Origin of the sequence: Pontibacter chinhatensis (assembly GCF_900113285.1) — a bacterium.
Taxonomy (GTDB): domain Bacteria; phylum Bacteroidota; class Bacteroidia; order Cytophagales; family Hymenobacteraceae; genus Pontibacter; species Pontibacter chinhatensis.
Window position 1 is genome coordinate 305,517 of record NZ_FOOT01000004.1, and the last position, 15,587, is coordinate 321,103.

Below are 15,587 nucleotides of genomic sequence, written 5' to 3' on the forward strand. Positions count from 1 at the left end.
ATGCGTAGCGGCTGCCGTTCTTTAGTCTTCAATCAGTACGCAGCGGTTGTTCTGCAGGTCGTCTTCCACACTCTTATACTTTACGTCCTTCAGCACGCGGCCATCGTTGTACTGCACGCTTACGCGCTCGTTGCGGCCGGCAACTTTCTGGGAGTGGGCTGGCATGACCTTCTCCGCCTCCTGCGCTGGCGCGCTGGTGTGGCCTGTTTCATCCTCCAACGAGGAATGCACTTCCTGCTTCTGCTCTTTCAGCACCGGCGGCTTAGGGGCCATGGGTGGCCTTACCGGCTGCTGCACCTGCTGCGGAGCCTGCACTGGTATAAACGCACGGAACAGGAACTCGATTGTCTGCTCGTTTACTTTGCCGATCATGCGCTTGAACAGCTCAAACGACTCGAACTTGTAAATCAGCAGCGGGTCTTTCTGCTCGTACACGGCGTTCTGCACGCTCTGCTTCAGGTTGTCCATCTCGCGCAGGTGGTCGGTCCAGGCCTGGTCGATGGTGCCCAGCGTGATGATTTTCTCCATGGAACGCATCAGCTCCAGACCCTGCGTTTCGAAAGCCTTGGTCAGGTTGGCTACGGCAGCCAGCTGGCGCTTGCCATCGGTAAACGGCACGGCGATGTTCTCGATCATCGGCCCACGGTTGGCGTGGATATCGGCAATGATTGGGAAGGCCTGCGCAGCGATCTGCTTGTTGCGGTTCAGGTAGTGGCTCAGGGCCTCGTTGTACAGGCGCTCTGCCAGCTGGTTGGCATTACCAGACTTGAACTCATTGTCCGTAATGGCAGACTCGATACCGAATACGCGCAGCACGTGCAGCTGGAAGTTTTCGTAGTCGCTGGTGTTCTTGTAGCTCACGATCACGTCCTCGCTGATGTCGTAGATCATGTTCCAGATATCCAGCTCCAGGCGCTCGCCGTACAGGGCGTTTCTACGGCGCTTGTACACCACCTCACGCTGTGCGTTCATCACGTCGTCGTACTCCAGCAGGCGCTTACGCATGCCAAAGTTGTTCTCTTCCACCTTCTTCTGCGCACGCTCGATAGAGTTGGTAATCATCGAGTGCTGGATTACCTCGCCTTCCTCCAGGCCCATGCGGTCCATCAGGCGGGCAATACGGTCAGAGCCGAACAGGCGCATCAGGTTGTCTTCCAAGCTCACGAAGAACTGTGAAGATCCCGGGTCGCCCTGGCGGCCGGCACGACCACGCAGCTGGCGGTCTACGCGGCGGGACTCGTGGCGCTCTGTACCGATAATGGCCAGACCACCTGCAGCCTTTGACTCTGGCGTCAGCTTAATGTCGGTACCACGACCGGCCATGTTCGTGGCGATGGTTACCGTGCTCGGCTTACCGGCTTCGGCCACAATCTCGGCCTCTTTCTGGTGCAGCTTGGCGTTCAGTACCTGGTGCCTGATGTTGCGCAGCTTCAGCATGCGGCTCAGGAGTTCGGAGATTTCTACCGAAGTAGTACCTACCAGCACCGGACGTCCGGCCTCTGTCAACGCTACAATCTCGTCGGCCACGGCGTTATACTTCTCGCGCGTGGTTTTGTATACTTTGTCGTGCTCGTCTTTTCTGGCGATGGGGCGATTAGTTGGAATCACCACCACATCCAGTTTGTAGATGTCCCAGAACTCGCCTGCCTCTGTTTCGGCAGTACCCGTCATACCGGCAAGTTTGTGGTACATACGGAAGTAGTTCTGCAGCGTAACCGTGGCGTAAGTCTGTGTGGCATCCTCTACCTTCACGTTCTCCTTCGCCTCAATGGCCTGGTGCAAACCATCGGAGTAGCGGCGGCCTTCCATGATACGGCCTGTCTGCTCGTCTACGATCTTCACCTTGTTATCCGGCGTTACGATATACTCTGTGTCCTTCTCGAACAAAGTATAAGCCTTCAGCAACTGGTTGATAGTATGGATGCGCTTCGACTTCTCCTGGAAATCGGCGATCAGTTTCTCTTTGGCGTGCAGCTGCTCCTCATGCGAGAGCGCATTGTTATGCTCTATCTCGGCGATCTCAGTACCGATGTCAGGCATGATGAAGAAGTTCGGATCCTCGCCCTGGCCTGTAATCAGGTCGATACCGCGCTCAGTCAGCTCAATTTGGTTGTGCTTTTCGTCGATGGTAAAGTATAGCGGCTCGTCGGCTTCCGGCATCTGGCGGGAGTTATCCTGCAGATAGAAGTTCTCCGTTTTCTGCATGATAGCGCGGTTGCCTGTCTCGCTGAGGAACTTGATCAGCGGCTTGCTCTTAGGCAGGCCACGGTAAGCGCGGAACAGGGCCAGACCACCATCCTGGTTGTTTCCTTCCTTGATCAGGCGCTTGGCCTCTGTCAGGAAGTTCTGTACCACTTTACGCTGCGCCTCCACCAGCATGGCAATGCGTGGCTTCAGCTGGTAGAACTCGTGCTCATCACCGCGTGGCACCGGACCAGAAATGATCAGCGGCGTACGGGCATCGTCAATCAATACGGAGTCCACTTCGTCCACCATCGCATAGTGGTGCTTGCGCTGTACCAGATCCTGCGGTTCGCGAGCCATGTTGTCGCGCAGGTAGTCGAAGCCAAATTCATTGTTAGTACCGTACGTGATGTCAGCGCGGTAGGCATTGCGGCGGGCTTCAGAGTTTGGCTGGTGCTTGTCGATACAGTCAATCGTCAGGCCATGGAACTCAAAGAGAGGAGCCATCCATTCAGAGTCACGGCGGGCAAGGTAGTCGTTCACTGTTACCACGTGTACTCCGCGTCCCGAGAGGGCATTCAGGTAAGCCGGCAGCGTAGCCACCAGTGTTTTACCCTCACCTGTGGCCATCTCGGCAATTTTACCCTGGTGCAGCACGGCGCCACCAATTAACTGCACATCGTAGTGCAGCATGTCCCAGGTAATCTCGTTGCCGGCAGCCACCCATTTATTTGCCCAGGTCGCTTTGTCGCCTTCGATCTGCACGTTTGGCTTGCGGGCCGCAATCATGCGATCGTGCTCTGTGGCCGTTACCACCAGCTGACCGTTCTCCTTCCAGCGGCGGGCAGTTTCTTTTACAACGGCAAAACCTGTTGGTAGCACTTCCAGCAGCACTACTTCCAGGTCTTTGTTGCGCTGTTTCTCCAACTCGTCAATCTCCGAGAAGATATTCTCCTTCTGCACAATGTTCAGCTCTGTTTCTTCGGCTACGCGTTTGTGCAAAGCGGCAATCTTATCATCAATCGGCTTCAGGCGCTCGTTAATAATCCCCTTTATCTCAAAGGTCTTCTGACGAAGCTCATCATCCGTAATTGTATTTAGCTTGGCGTACTCCTGATTTGTCTTGGATACATAAGGTAGTACCTCCTTTATATCTCTGTCGGATTTGGTGCCGAATAGTTTCGCAACGGTTTTACCGAAAAAATCAAACATCTGTATATGTTGTTCTTAAATGAATTTTTCTGTTCGCAATATCGTCAAAAATAGCTGTTTTTCCGATATATCTTACATCGTGCACTAAAACAATACCAGAATAAGCACTGCCTTCTGCATCTGCCAAATTTACCGATGAAGCATAGTGCTACAACTATTTAGACTTTGAACGCCCAATAGGCTATGACATAATAGGTAACATGTGGCAGAGTGACAGAAGTTCGTTTTGGGGTGAGTTATACTTTTATACTTGCTGGTTTATACTTCAGCTATACTTCTATACTTCTCTGGCGCAAGCGTCTGCTTGTGCCTTCGTATACTTTGGCTATACTTTCATAGCCTCAGCTTCCTTCCACTTGAACTAGGCTATCCTTACTAGCTGCCGTTCATCCTCTAGAACCCACAAGTGCCTCATTGCATCTCTGACTTTCTGCCCTCCCAGGCCGGGAGGCCTCGCCTTCGGGCATCGCGCGGTGTACATTTCCTTTGCTACCCTTCGGTCGCAATGCCCTTGACGGGCACCGGATCTCACAAGGCGCTCAACCCAAAGGCTGGGAATCGTTTGATAGCCGCTGCTTTTTGTCATCTCGACCTTTGGGAGAGATCTGAAGAGAATTCAAAATAGGTCTGTCGCGCAGCTCGAGATGACAGGGAGAATGACAAGTATAAATTCCCCTCCTTGGAGGGGCTAGGGGTGGGTTTATACTTGCGCTGATAAAACAGAAACTACGAAGTCTACACTTAGCACCAGAAGTTACAGACTCCCCTCCTTGGCTAAGGAGGGGCCAGGGGTGGTTGGACCCGGTAACGCAGAAATTCTCCCAGTTCTTAGGGCTGGGTTAGGGTTTATACTTGCCACAGATAACCCGATGCAGCTACAGCCGCTTTCAAGCCCCAATCATCAGAAAACCTTCTGGAACTCCACGACATCCTCCCAGCCGTCAAGGGTGCGGAGCCACTCTTTCCTCACGCCTACTTGCTGGAAGCCGGCTTGGGTGAAAAGGTGGATGCTTGGCAGGTTAGTGGCGGTAACAGAGCAGTATACCTGGTGCAGCTGCAGTTTGCTTTGACAGTAACCAAGCAGCAGGTGCAGCGCTTCCCGGGCATGGCCGTTGCCGCGGTGCTCGGCGGTTACCACAATACCAATTCCCGCGCGCCGGTGCAGCGGGTCAAAATCGTATAGGTCTATAGCGCCGATGGCCTGCTGGCCGTGGTTGCAGATAACCAGGCGCAACTGCTTTACGGTGTAAATATCCTGGGCGGCATTTTCGAGGTAGGCCTCCAGCACAAACTTGGAGTATGGTGTAAGGGTGTTGCCCACGTGCCACACCGATGTATCATTTTCCAGCACGTACAGGAAATCCAGGTCGGTTGGCTCCAGGGCGCGGAGGTAGGTATTATCTGCTTTCAGAAACACGTCAATTATGCTTTATACATGCATCAAGGTATAAAAAAGAAAGACTCCCGACAATTTATACTTGCCGGAAGCCTTTCTTTATAGTTAGAACGACGGGTTAGTTCTTAATTATGATTTATACATTAACTGAGCCGGTAAATACCTGCTTTGCCGGCCCGATCAGGTAAATATACTTGAAGCTACCCTCACCGGTGCGCTCGAAGGCCACCTGCAGTTCGCCACCCAGCACTTTTACCTTTACCGGGCTCTGCATGCCCTCTAGGCCCGCCACCAGCGCAGCGGCTGTTACACCTGTTCCGCACGACAAGGTTTCGTCTTCCACGCCGCGCTCGTAGGTGCGCACAAATATCTCGTTCTCGCCAATCTTCTGCACAAAATTTACATTAGTGCCTACAGCTGCAAAACGGTCGTTGTAGCGAATGGCTCGGCCTTCTTCATACACATCCATCCCTTGCACGTCGTCTACAAAACGGATGTAGTGCGGAGAGCCGGTGTTGAGGTAGTAGTCGTTGCCAATTCGTTCCACTTGCTTCACGTCGTTCATCTTCAGTTGAATCAGGTCGCGCTCTACGCTGGCCTGGTGCTCGCCGTCGGCGGCCAGAAAGCAGGCCACGTCCTCAATCACGCCCAACTGGCGGGCAAAACGAACGGTGCAGCGCGCGCCGTTGCCGCACATGGAGCCCACACGACCGTCGGCGTTATAGTACACCATCTCGAAATCGTAGTCCGGATGGTCCTGCAAAAGTATAAGTCCGTCGGCACCCACGCCGGTGCGGCGGTCGCACAGGTGTTTTACCAACGCTTCGTTCTCGCCCGGGAAGGTCATTTTCCGGTTGTCGATCATCACGAAGTCATTACCAGTACCCTGGTATTTATAAAAACTGATTGCCATGTATCTGAAACAATAAAAACAGCAGGTTCGTGCACTTTTTATGGTGTGGCGGATAATGCGTAATTTTACCCCTTGCGGGCACCTCGCCTGAAATAAACGACAAAGATATGTATTCCTTTCTTACAACAGCAAACTGGCCTGATTATGAGCTGGTAGACAGCGGAAATTTCGAAAAACTGGAGCGGTTCGGCCAGTATTACGTGGCCAGGCCGGAGCCGCAGGCCATCTGGGACAAGCACCTGCCCGAGCAGGAATGGCAGCGCCTGGCGCAGGCCGTGTTTACCCGCGACAAAGGCAGCCAGGAAAAAGGCCAGTGGAAACTGAAAAAAGGAATGCCCGAGCAGTGGTTCATCAACTATACTTATAATGACCTAAAGCTGCGTTTCCGGCTGGGGCTGTCGTCGTTTAAGCACGTGGGTTTGTTTCCGGAGCAGGACGCGAACTGGAAGTTTATTTACGACACCACCCGCCAGTTAAAAACGCCCCAGCCAAAGGTGCTGAACATGTTTGCCTACACCGGAGCTGCCACCCTGGCCGCCAAAGCCGCTGGCGCCGACGTGACGCACCTAGACTCGATAAAGCAGGTGAACTTCTGGGCCCGCGACAACATGGAAGCCAGCAACTTGGACAACGTGCGCTGGATTGTGGAAGACGCCATGAAGTATGCCCGTCGCGAAGTAAAGCGTGGCAATACCTACAACGGCATCATCCTGGACCCGCCCAGCTACGGCCGCGGCCCGAACGGCGAAAAATGGCAACTGGAAGACGAGCTGAACGAGATGATAAAGCTTTGCCGCGAGATGCTGGACGGCACCGATTACTTCCTGCTAATAAACCTTTACTCGATGGGTTTCTCGGCCATGGTGCTCGACAACCTGATGCGCGGCACGTTCGGCGATAGGGTACAGAACGAGGAACTCGGCGAATTATACTTGCTGGATGGCGGCAACAGGAAGCTGCCACTGGGGACGTTCTTCAGGTTTACTTCGGTGGGGAGGTAAATAACTCAAAATTCAGCTAGAGCATGTATTCCTACCAGAAAGTCACTATATTCTGCAGCCATACTTTAACCTAACCTTCGTTCCATGAAAAAAGATTTGCTAGTCCTGCTACTGGTAGGATCGTTCTACTCTTGTACTAACAAGCAAATAGCAAGCACAAGTAACCAATCTGAACAGTCTCAAAACAGAGAAACTGAAAAAAGCCTGATTAGTGTTGTTAATAGAGAAATAAGCGAGGCCAACATTAATGACCAAGCAATCTTAATTCTGAATGGTCTTGAGATTGATAGGGAGGAATTGAAGTTGCTGAACCAACTAAAACCCGAGGATTTTATAGACATAACTGCTGTAAATAAGAATGCTGCAACCAAGATTTATGGTGAGAAAGGCAGTAATGGCGCAGTTATAATTACCCCATTTACAGATGAGTTACTAGGTATCAAATACTATTCTGGGCTTAATAATGAGCTAGTTGTGAATACCATCAACGAATTGAATAGTCAGGGTCTGATAAACAAAAATCCAATTCTAGTAGTTAATGGTGTTCCTTTGCGTGGAGAAGATATAGGAAATACGATCAATTCCCTTGCACAGGAGGATATTAGTAAGATAAGCTTACTCAAAAAGCAAACTGCATACAGCATTTATGGTATCAGAGCTATGAATGGAGTCATATTAATTGATGCTAAAAAATAAGTCAATCAGTATAGCTTTTTAATTGTCAATCATATGACCAACCGCCTCGCACTTATCGATATGGGCACCAACACCTTTCACCTGCTGGTAGTGGAGGTGGATGAACAGGCCCAACTAAGAGAGCTTTACAAAACCAAAGTACCGGTGCGTTTAGGGCAGGGCGGCATCAGCAACGGCAATATTGCACCTGAAGCTTATGAGCGGGCTCTGAAAACCCTGCGTCAGTTCCGAAAGACAATTGATGAGTTCGGAGCGAAAACGGTGCGGGCCATGGCTACCAGCATGGTGCGCAACGCTGCCAATGGTGACGATTTTATAAAGGACATCTACAAGCAAACTGACATACAGGTAGAGGTAATAGATGGAGCCCGCGAGGCTGAACTGATATACTACGGCGTACGCTTAACCGGTGTGTTGGACGAGCAGCCGGCCCTACTCATGGACATTGGCGGCGGCAGCGTGGAGTTTATACTTTGCAACAACCAGGAGATCTTCTGGAAACGCAGCTTCGAGATAGGAGCCCAGCGCCTGATGGACCAGTTCTTCACCGCCGACCCGATACCCGACGAAAGTATAGCCGCTGAAAAAAGCTATCTGAACGAGCGCCTGCAGCCCCTAACCGAGGCCGTGGCAAAGTATAAACCCACCGTCCTTGTAGGCTCCTCCGGCACCTTCGACACCCTCTGCGACATTGATGCCCTCCGCCACGGCGACACCTCGCGCCAGCAAAGCATACCACCCGCATCAGGTATAAGTATGGCTGATTACTATGCCATCCACGAAGAACTGCTCCGCAAGAACCACGACGAGCGCCTGGCGATACCCGGCATGTTGGAAATGCGCGTGGACATGATCGTGCTGGCAAGTATACTGGTAGATTTTGTGCTGCAAAAGTATAACCTCCAGGAAATCCGAACGTCATCTTACGCGCTGAAAGAAGGCGTGCTATATGAGATGCTGCAGAAGTAGAAATTGTCTGAATCAGGATTTGCAGGACTAGGGGATTAACAGGATTTCTGCAGAGCCGGGCCAAACCACCCCTGGCCCCTCCTTAGCTAAGGCGGGGAGCTTCCAGCAACAGATTACACCCCTGTAGTCCCCTCAAGGGGACAGTTTTACTTGTTGCATAGCAAAGGTAGTAGTTATCGAACTGCTTCTCACTTGCTGGTGCGGGTTTGCAACCCGTGCCTTGCTATGAAGTCGGATTTGTAATCCGACTGGGCCGGAGGCCCAACAATAGCCGGCCAAGAGTGTTGAGCTTGTGCCTAGCTGCAAAAAACAGCTCCGGAAGTATAACCTCCGGAGCTGTTTCATATTTTACCCTTTCGCCAGCCGCTTCCGCTCCTTCTCGTACGTTTTCCTCAGCTGCTTTAGCTCCGGGTTGTTCTGGCTATACTTTACAGACAGGATTTTAGCATCCTGCAACTGCTCCTGCCGCGTATCCTTTAGCGCCAGTTGCTGCCCCAGTTGTTGCTGTACTTTCCTCGTCTTGCCGGTGCGGTAGCCTTTTTCCAGCAACTGCGCCAGCAGCTGAATCGACGCCTGCTCCTCCCCTTCGTTCGCATAATACCCCACAACAGCAGCGGTAAATGCCTGCTTCGGGTGGTCCTTGGCAAAGTTGAAGAGCGAGATGTGGTCCAGACCGAATCTATTCACCTGTTGTGCCAGGTAGTACGTTCTGGCTTCCTCATACTTTAAGATAGCTGCGCTATAGTTGTTCCTGCTGATGAGGTGGCTGGCCTCTTCCAGCTTGCGCTGGTAAGCAGCCGCTACCGCAATGGCTGCCCTGCCATCCGTAGCCGTGAAGGTAGCAATGCCGCACTCCGGCATGCCCTCTGCCGATCTAATAGCCGCTTCATAAGCCTGGTCTGCTGCGATAAACTTTTTCTCCCGCACCAGCGCCTGCGCATTCTGGAAGTGCTTATCGTACTCTGCCTGGGTGTTGATGCACTCCTGGGTAAAAATGCGCTCACGCAGCAGGTTATACTTGCTCCGCACCTCCGCGTCCTGCACCAGCGCATACCGCTCCTGCATGGCCGTAGCCTCGGCGGCGGTTTGGCGGGCGTTGCTCAGCCTGTTCTGCATCGCCAGTTCATAGCCTTCTCCCAGCATCGCCAACAGTACCGGCTTGGCCGTACGCTGCGACAGCTGCCGCAGCTCCTGCACCGGCCGGAAAGGATACTGTTGCTCCAGCGTCAGCGCCTCCTCAAACTGGCCCAGGGCCGCGCGGTGGTTCTGCTGCGCCAGGTAGCGTTTGCCCTCATCGATATGGCCCAGGTAGTACTGAAACTTCACCTGGCTCAGCAGGTCGCCGGCTTCGGTGGCATTGTGCAGCACGTAATCATACTCCCGCTGGAAACCCAATGCCTCCCGCGCTACCCGCTCCGCTTCCTGCAAATCGTTGCGCGACAAGAGGCGTTTGCCGTTTTCCACCATACTTCGGTATACACCGCCAGCGGCCCGGGCCTCTCCATCATTCAGTGCCTGCATGTTGCAGCGCAGCCCGCCAATGGTGCTGCACAGGTCGCGGGCTTCGGCGTAAGCCTCCAGCGCAAAGCTATACTCGCCGCGGGTAGTAAAGCGGTTGCCTTCGGTGATGTGGGCCGCGTAGATATCGTGGGCCAGTGCCAGTGCCATTTGCTCGGTCTGTGGGTCCACACGCATGCGGGTCAGCACATCACGGGTGCGGTTGGCAGCCTCCCGGATGTAGCCGTTGCGCAAATCGATGCGGGCCAGCTGCACATGCGCCGGGGCAAAGCTGGGGTTGGCCTCTGCTGATTTGGCGAAGTATGTCTGGGCCACCGAGGCATTGCCATTGTTCAGCAGGCTCACGCCACGGTTGTAGAAGTGCTCGTGGATGGTGGCCAGTGTATAGTTCACGGCTTTTCGGCGCTCCTGCAACACCTGCTGCAGCTGATCCATTTTATACTTCAGACGCTGCGGGTCCTGCTGCTTCAGGTTAAGCTTTTCGGTGTAGTTCTCCTTTTTCAGCGATTCATACTGCTTCTCCAACTCGTGCAGTTTGCGGTCGTGCAGGGGCAGGCGGTCCAGGTCGTCCGGAAGTACCTGGGCAACCTCTTTCAGCGCCTGTTGCACCTTGCTGTCGGCGGCAAAGTATGCGCGCACCAGGCTAAGCTGATCACGCAGCTGCTGTACATCCACGGCCGTATACTCCACCTGCTCCTCCACCACCTGCAGCTTGTAGTTCTGGTTGGCGGCGGTGTCTGGTAGCTGCTCCTGCAGCAGCGCCACACCGTTTGGTTTTAGCGTCACGGTACGGTCGTATACTTGCACCACCTCATTTCTGGCGTTCAGCAGCTGCACTTTGGCTTTATACTTTTCCGGAAGCAGGGCATCCGCCAGGTCGAAGCCTTTGTAGTCGGTGCTGCCGCTCACCTGCACGTTGGTTACCTGCACCTTCAGCTGCAGCTTGTCGCCGGCATCGCTAATCTGCGCCTGCTGCTCAAAGCGAAGCGTAAACTCCGGCGTGCGGGGCGGCCTGCCGCTGCGGGTGGTTACTTGGTTCTCCTTGAGTATGTTGATGATGCTGTTGAGCTGCGCCTGACTGCCGCCGGAGCCGGTGCCATACTTCAGTAGGTACGCTTCGGCCGTTTTTTCCTCGAACAGCAGCTTGGTTTGTGCCTCGGCAGAAAATGTTACAAAGGCAATAGCGAATAGTAGTAGCGTTTTTTTCATAGTACAGGGGCTTTGCTTGCTGAGGCCAGGGCAAAGCTTGTTCCAGTTTTTCTTCTATCAACCCGTAAAGTATAAAAAAAATAAAATATTAGTGGTGAAGGGGCTGTTATTTATAGTATCGGTAAGATGCGCAGGTGCATAAAAAGTATAGGGCAAGGCATTGGTTTGATAATTTCTTAATTTGCCGTCCTTTAACAGAAGACGTTTAGATGTACTCATACAAACAACTTTTTGACTTTACGCAGGAGGTGTTCCTGCACATGGGCTGCCCGGCGGAGGATGCCGAGTTGGCTACCGAAGTACTGCTTGCTGCCGACCTGCGCGGTATTGATTCCCACGGCGTAGCCCGCCTGAGCGGGTATGTCAGGCTCTGGGAGGCCGGTCGTATCAACGCCAAGCCTAACATCCGCATCGTGCATGAAACGCCCAGCACCGCCACAGTGGACGGAGACGCCGGCCTGGGGCTGGTAGTAGCGCCGCGCGCCATGGAAATTGCTAAAAAGAAGGCTGAACAGGCAGGCACGGGATGGGTATCCGTGAAGAACTCGAACCACTTTGGTATTGCCGGCTACCACGCCATGATGGCCCTGGAAAAAGACATGATTGGTATCGCCATGACCAACGCCTCGCCGCTGGTGGCCCCTACCTTTTCAACAGACCGCATGCTGGGCACCAACCCTATCTCCGTGGCTGTGCCTGCCAACAGACAGCCTCCGTTTGTGGCCGACCTGGCTACGGCCGCTGCCGCCAACGGCAAGCTGGAGATACTGCAGCGAAAAGAGAAAAAGGCCCCGCTCGGTTGGATACAGACGAAAGACGGACAGGAGTCTACCAACCCGAATGAGCTGAAAGATGGCGGGGCGCTGCTGCCCCTTGGCTCCGACCGCGACCATGGAAGCCACAAAGGGTACGCCCTGGCAGCCGTGGTGGATATACTTTCAGCGGTGCTGTCGGGTGCTAACTATGGTCCATGGGTGCCGCCGTTCGTGGCCTTCCTGCCGGTGGCGGATAATTTGCCGGGCGAAGGCATCGGCCATTTTCTGGGTGCTCTGCGCGTAGATGCCTTCCGTCCTGCCGATGAGTTTAAGCAGCACATGGATAACTGGATTGAGACTTTCCGGAGCGCGCATGTGGTACCAGGCGAAGGTGCTGTGTTAATCCCCGGCGACCCGGAGCGTTTGATGGAAGAGATACGCATGATCCAGGGCATTCCGCTGCTGGAGCCTGTGGAGCGCGATCTGGAGACCCTGAGCCAGCGTTTCGGCATTAAACTGTAAAAGCAAAGTATGGCAGCGGCAAGGTTTTTCAGAAGTATAGGCTTAGTCTCGGGTAAGCGTAGCATGCTGATGCTGGTTGTCTCGTGGACGCTGAACCTGTTCTGGCTGGGGCTGAACTATTTTTGGCGGCTCGTCTCCGTGGAGGTGCTGCTGGCGATTCCGGTGCTCCTGCTACTCTACGCTCTGCTTGCTTTGGTAGCTTATGTCTATTGGGGTGTGCGGCAGGTGCAGGAAGAGGAGGCGCCCTATGCCAACGTAATGGTTGGGGCAATTGTGGCCGTTACGCTGCTATACTTTAATTTTAACCTGCTGCAGTATGTGCTGCAGGCGCTGGAGCCGTAGTAGCAACTATAGAAGTATAAAAAAGGCGCTGGCTAAAGTATAGCCAGCGCCTTTTTTATACTTGCCTCAGCTGTAAGTTCATACTTGCCCAGGCAGATTATACTTCTACTCGATTTTTTTGCCTGCCATGGCCTGCTTGATGGAGATCTGCATCACGCGCTCGGCAAAGGGGCTTGTCTGCTCCTCCAGCCTGTCTACGGCAGCGTAAATGGCGTCTTTGTCACCACCGGCAGCCAGCACATCCTTCAGCTGCTGCACGTTCTCGCGCGTCAGGTTAATTTCCTCCTCCGTCAGGTGCTGGCCGTTCTTCTCCAGAAAGCGCTCTACCTGGTATAGCATCTGCTCAGCCGTGGTGCGGGCCTCGATCTGCATGCGCGTGGCCACGTCTTCTTTGGCATGCGTGATGGAGTCCATCAGCATCTGCTCCACCTGCTGGTCGGTCAGGCCATACTGTGGCTTCACCTCCACCTCCTGCCGCACCCCGGAGCGCAGTTCAATGGCCTCTACTTTCAGGATGCCGTCGGCGTTAAGTATAAAGTTCACGTCCACCTTCGGGAAACCAGCCGGCATGGCCGGAATGCCTTTTAAGTCGAACTCGGCCAGCTTGCGGTTTTCCTTCACCACATCGCGCTCGCCCTGGTAAACCGATATCTTCATGTTTACCTGCCCGTCTACCGAGGTGGTATACTGGCGTCCGGCTTTGGTCGGAATTTTAGAGTTTCTGGGGATGATGGGGTCCATCAGGCCGCCCATAGTCTCAATGCCCAACGTGAGCGGTGTTACGTCCAGCAGCAAAATGTCCTTGCGGTTACCGGCAAGTATATCAGCCTGTATGGCAGCTCCCAAGGCTACCACCTCATCCGGGTTAAGGGAGTTATTGGCTGGCTTGCCAAAGAACGTAGACACCGCCTCGTACACCAACGGCACGCGAGTAGAGCCGCCCACCATGATCACGGCATCAATCTGCTCCGGCTGTAGCTTGGCATCGGCCATGGCTTGCTTGCAGCTCTCCATCGTGCGCGCCACAATGGGGGCAATGAGCTCCTCAAATTTATGCCTGGTAATACCGCATTCTATACTTTCTCCCACCTTGCTTACGTACAGCTGCTGCTGGCTCAGTGCCTTCTTCGCCTCCTCGGCCTTCAGGCGCAGCTCCTGCGACAGTTGCTTGTCCTGATGCACGGTGTCGGCTACCAGTTGGTTTTCCTGTATCCAGTAATTGATGATGGCGCGGTCGAAGTCGTCACCGCCCAGGTACGTGTCGCCGTGCGTGGAGAGTACCTCGAAGATGCCCTGGTGAATACTAAGTATGGAAATGTCGAAGGTGCCGCCGCCCAGGTCGTACACGGCCACTGTTTTCTCCTCATTCGGGTCTATGCCAATGCCGTATGCCAGGGCCGCCGCCGTAGGCTCGTTTACGATGCGCAGCACCTCCAGCCCCGCCAGTTTTCCGGCATCACGTGTAGCCTGTCGCTGCGAGTCGTTAAAGTAGGCCGGAACGGTGATAACAGCCCGGTTTACCGGGGTTTTCAGGGAATGCTCCGCACGCTCGCGCAGCTCCTTCAGAATTTCCGCCGACAGCTCTATCGGGGAGTAGAACTTATCCTTCGCCCGTATCTTCACCAACCCTTCAGAGTCGTCATCGATGATCTTGTACCCGTAGTAGTCCTTGTGCTCGCCCAGGTCCTTATACGACTTACCCAGCAGGCGCTTTACGGAGTAAAAAGTATTGGCCGGGTCTGTGGTCAGGTAATCCTTCGCCTCGGTGCCCACTATCGTCTCGCCCTGCTGCGTAAAGTGCACCACAGAGGGTACAATCGTTCCGCGGCCCTGGTCGTTAATCGCGATAGGCTTTTTATCTTCAGGATGGATGTAGGCCACCAAACTGTTGGTCGTGCCTAAATCTATGCCTACAATCACCTCTTCCTGCTGAAGGGATCCGGTAGAAAGGTTTATTGCAACTTTTGCCATAGTATCTGTATTTACGTGAGCCCGCCGCCAACCGGCAGCAGCGCTATACTACAAAGTTACAAATTATTTGGGCAGGGATTTGTTTCGGGAAGGGAGAGGTTGGTGGGGTTTATACTTTTGGATCTCTACGAGCACCCACTTTCCATCATACCTGAAATGATAGTGTGCTCGCCAATCATTTTCATTTACAACCAATGTTCTTTTAGACGAGGCTATTTCTTCATTTTCCCAATCATTATAAACAAAGAACCCTGTGCCTCTACCCTTTAACAAGTAAGGAACAGTATGCTCGTAATAATGGTTAACTGTGTCTGTTTCTAACTCTGATGTAAGGTAGAATTCGGGCAAGGGCAGGCGTATATGTTCTAACTGAAAGGCGGAATCTGACACAAAATGAAGTATGAAGCTTTCGAAATCAGCCTCCGATCTACTATTATTAACTTCTTTCTGTTCCAGCCTTTTTTCTAGTGCCGTAAAATACTGCCGCTGTTTTTTATCTACTGTCTCTTGCTGCTTAACTGCAAAGTTATAGCCAAATGCGATAGCCATAACAGGAAGTACAACAAAGGTTAGTAGTTGCTTTAACCAAGAAATCTCTCTGAAATTATTGAAAATGAGTATAGCAAAGTATACTGCTAAAAGATGCAGCGGCGTAAGTATGTAGATGTACATTCCTGCTGCAAAAGCGCCTCCTCCCCTGCCTGCCTCTATATCGAATATTGGTTTGAAAAAGCAGAGTGTGTAAAAGATATAGACTGCAACGTTACCCAGTACAATAACTTTAGCGACTCTACTGCTGCTCACTTTCTGAAGTATAAGTCCCCAAAGGAACATCGCCACAACAGTGAACAAGAACAAGTCCAATGGCCAGTTCATAAGGATTAGTTATACTTTGGAGA

General features: G+C 53.1%; 12 protein-coding genes. 6 read left to right on the forward strand and 6 right to left on the reverse strand.

The window, feature by feature from the left end; all coding sequences use genetic code 11:
* Positions 1-21: 21 nt before the first annotated feature.
* Positions 22-3,396, reverse strand: a complete 3,375-nt coding sequence (gene secA, locus BM040_RS13345) for a preprotein translocase subunit SecA (RefSeq protein WP_092102231.1) — start codon at positions 3,394-3,396, stop codon at positions 22-24.
* A 210-nt stretch (positions 3,397-3,606) separates the two neighbouring features.
* On the opposite strand from secA, the gene BM040_RS22090 reads away from it, so the two are divergent.
* Positions 3,607-3,735: a hypothetical protein gene (locus BM040_RS22090; protein ID WP_262502458.1), complete on the forward strand. Its 129-nt coding sequence runs from the start codon at positions 3,607-3,609 to the stop codon at positions 3,733-3,735.
* A 562-nt stretch (positions 3,736-4,297) separates the two neighbouring features.
* Here the strand turns inward: BM040_RS22090 and BM040_RS13350 are convergent.
* Positions 4,298-4,813 carry a GNAT family N-acetyltransferase gene (locus BM040_RS13350; RefSeq protein ID WP_092102234.1) on the reverse strand — a complete coding sequence of 172 codons (516 nt, stop codon included), beginning with the start codon at positions 4,811-4,813 and terminating at the stop codon, positions 4,298-4,300.
* Between the two features lie 115 nt (positions 4,814-4,928).
* Positions 4,929-5,705 (reverse strand): diaminopimelate epimerase, encoded by a 777-nt coding sequence (gene dapF, locus BM040_RS13355; RefSeq protein WP_092102237.1) that lies wholly within the window; start codon positions 5,703-5,705, stop codon positions 4,929-4,931.
* A 107-nt stretch (positions 5,706-5,812) separates the two neighbouring features.
* Between dapF and BM040_RS13360 the strand changes: the two genes are divergently transcribed.
* From BM040_RS13360 to BM040_RS13370, 3 genes are all read left to right on the forward strand, one after another.
* Positions 5,813-6,706, forward strand: coding sequence for a class I SAM-dependent methyltransferase (locus tag BM040_RS13360; RefSeq protein WP_092102240.1), 894 nt, complete (start codon positions 5,813-5,815; stop codon positions 6,704-6,706).
* A gap of 84 nt (positions 6,707-6,790) precedes the next feature.
* On the forward strand, positions 6,791-7,402 hold the full coding sequence (locus tag BM040_RS13365; RefSeq protein ID WP_092102242.1) for a TonB-dependent receptor plug domain-containing protein: 612 nt from the start codon (positions 6,791-6,793) through the stop codon (positions 7,400-7,402).
* Between the two features lie 33 nt (positions 7,403-7,435).
* Positions 7,436-8,371 carry a Ppx/GppA family phosphatase gene (locus tag BM040_RS13370; protein WP_092102245.1) on the forward strand — a complete coding sequence of 312 codons (936 nt, stop codon included), beginning with the start codon at positions 7,436-7,438 and terminating at the stop codon, positions 8,369-8,371.
* A 348-nt stretch (positions 8,372-8,719) separates the two neighbouring features.
* On the opposite strand, the gene BM040_RS13375 is transcribed toward BM040_RS13370, so the two are convergent.
* A complete protein-coding gene (locus BM040_RS13375; protein WP_092102249.1) occupies positions 8,720-11,098 on the reverse strand; it encodes a tetratricopeptide repeat protein in 2,379 nt (792 codons plus the stop codon).
* 209 nt (positions 11,099-11,307) lie between these two features.
* Here BM040_RS13375 and BM040_RS13380 point away from each other — a divergent pair, with 209 nt between their 5' ends.
* Both BM040_RS13380 and BM040_RS13385 read left to right on the forward strand, forming a co-directional pair.
* Positions 11,308-12,375 (forward strand): Ldh family oxidoreductase, encoded by a 1,068-nt coding sequence (locus BM040_RS13380; RefSeq protein WP_092102252.1) that lies wholly within the window; start codon positions 11,308-11,310, stop codon positions 12,373-12,375.
* 9 nt (positions 12,376-12,384) lie between these two features.
* Complete coding sequence (locus BM040_RS13385; RefSeq protein ID WP_092102255.1) at positions 12,385-12,717, forward strand: hypothetical protein; 333 nt, start codon at positions 12,385-12,387, stop codon at positions 12,715-12,717.
* A gap of 105 nt (positions 12,718-12,822) precedes the next feature.
* Here BM040_RS13385 and hscA read toward each other — a convergent pair whose 3' ends face one another.
* Together hscA and BM040_RS13395 are read right to left on the reverse strand one after the other, a co-directional pair.
* Positions 12,823-14,688, reverse strand: coding sequence for a Fe-S protein assembly chaperone HscA (gene hscA, locus BM040_RS13390; protein WP_092102257.1), 1,866 nt, complete (start codon positions 14,686-14,688; stop codon positions 12,823-12,825).
* A 63-nt stretch (positions 14,689-14,751) separates the two neighbouring features.
* Positions 14,752-15,564, reverse strand: a complete 813-nt coding sequence (locus BM040_RS13395) for a hypothetical protein (protein ID WP_092102260.1) — start codon at positions 15,562-15,564, stop codon at positions 14,752-14,754.
* Between the last annotated feature and the right edge of the window lie 23 nt (positions 15,565-15,587).

Bases quoted from the DNA above. Each gene is read 5' to 3' on its own strand.
- BM040_RS13370 (WP_092102245.1), top strand. From the start codon at position 7,436: ATGACCAACCGCCTCGCACTTATCGATATGGGCACCAACACCTTTCAC.
- BM040_RS13395 (WP_092102260.1), bottom strand. From the start codon at position 15,564: ATGAACTGGCCATTGGACTTGTTCTTGTTCACTGTTGTGGCGATGTTC.
- hscA (WP_092102257.1), bottom strand. From the start codon at position 14,688: ATGGCAAAAGTTGCAATAAACCTTTCTACCGGATCCCTTCAGCAGGAA.
- secA (WP_092102231.1), bottom strand. From the start codon at position 3,396: ATGTTTGATTTTTTCGGTAAAACCGTTGCGAAACTATTCGGCACCAAA.
- BM040_RS13385 (WP_092102255.1), top strand. From the start codon at position 12,385: ATGGCAGCGGCAAGGTTTTTCAGAAGTATAGGCTTAGTCTCGGGTAAG.
- BM040_RS13380 (WP_092102252.1), top strand. From the start codon at position 11,308: ATGTACTCATACAAACAACTTTTTGACTTTACGCAGGAGGTGTTCCTG.
- BM040_RS13360 (WP_092102240.1), top strand. From the start codon at position 5,813: ATGTATTCCTTTCTTACAACAGCAAACTGGCCTGATTATGAGCTGGTA.
- dapF (WP_092102237.1), bottom strand. From the start codon at position 5,705: ATGGCAATCAGTTTTTATAAATACCAGGGTACTGGTAATGACTTCGTG.
- BM040_RS13365 (WP_092102242.1), top strand. From the start codon at position 6,791: ATGAAAAAAGATTTGCTAGTCCTGCTACTGGTAGGATCGTTCTACTCT.
- BM040_RS13375 (WP_092102249.1), bottom strand. From the start codon at position 11,098: ATGAAAAAAACGCTACTACTATTCGCTATTGCCTTTGTAACATTTTCT.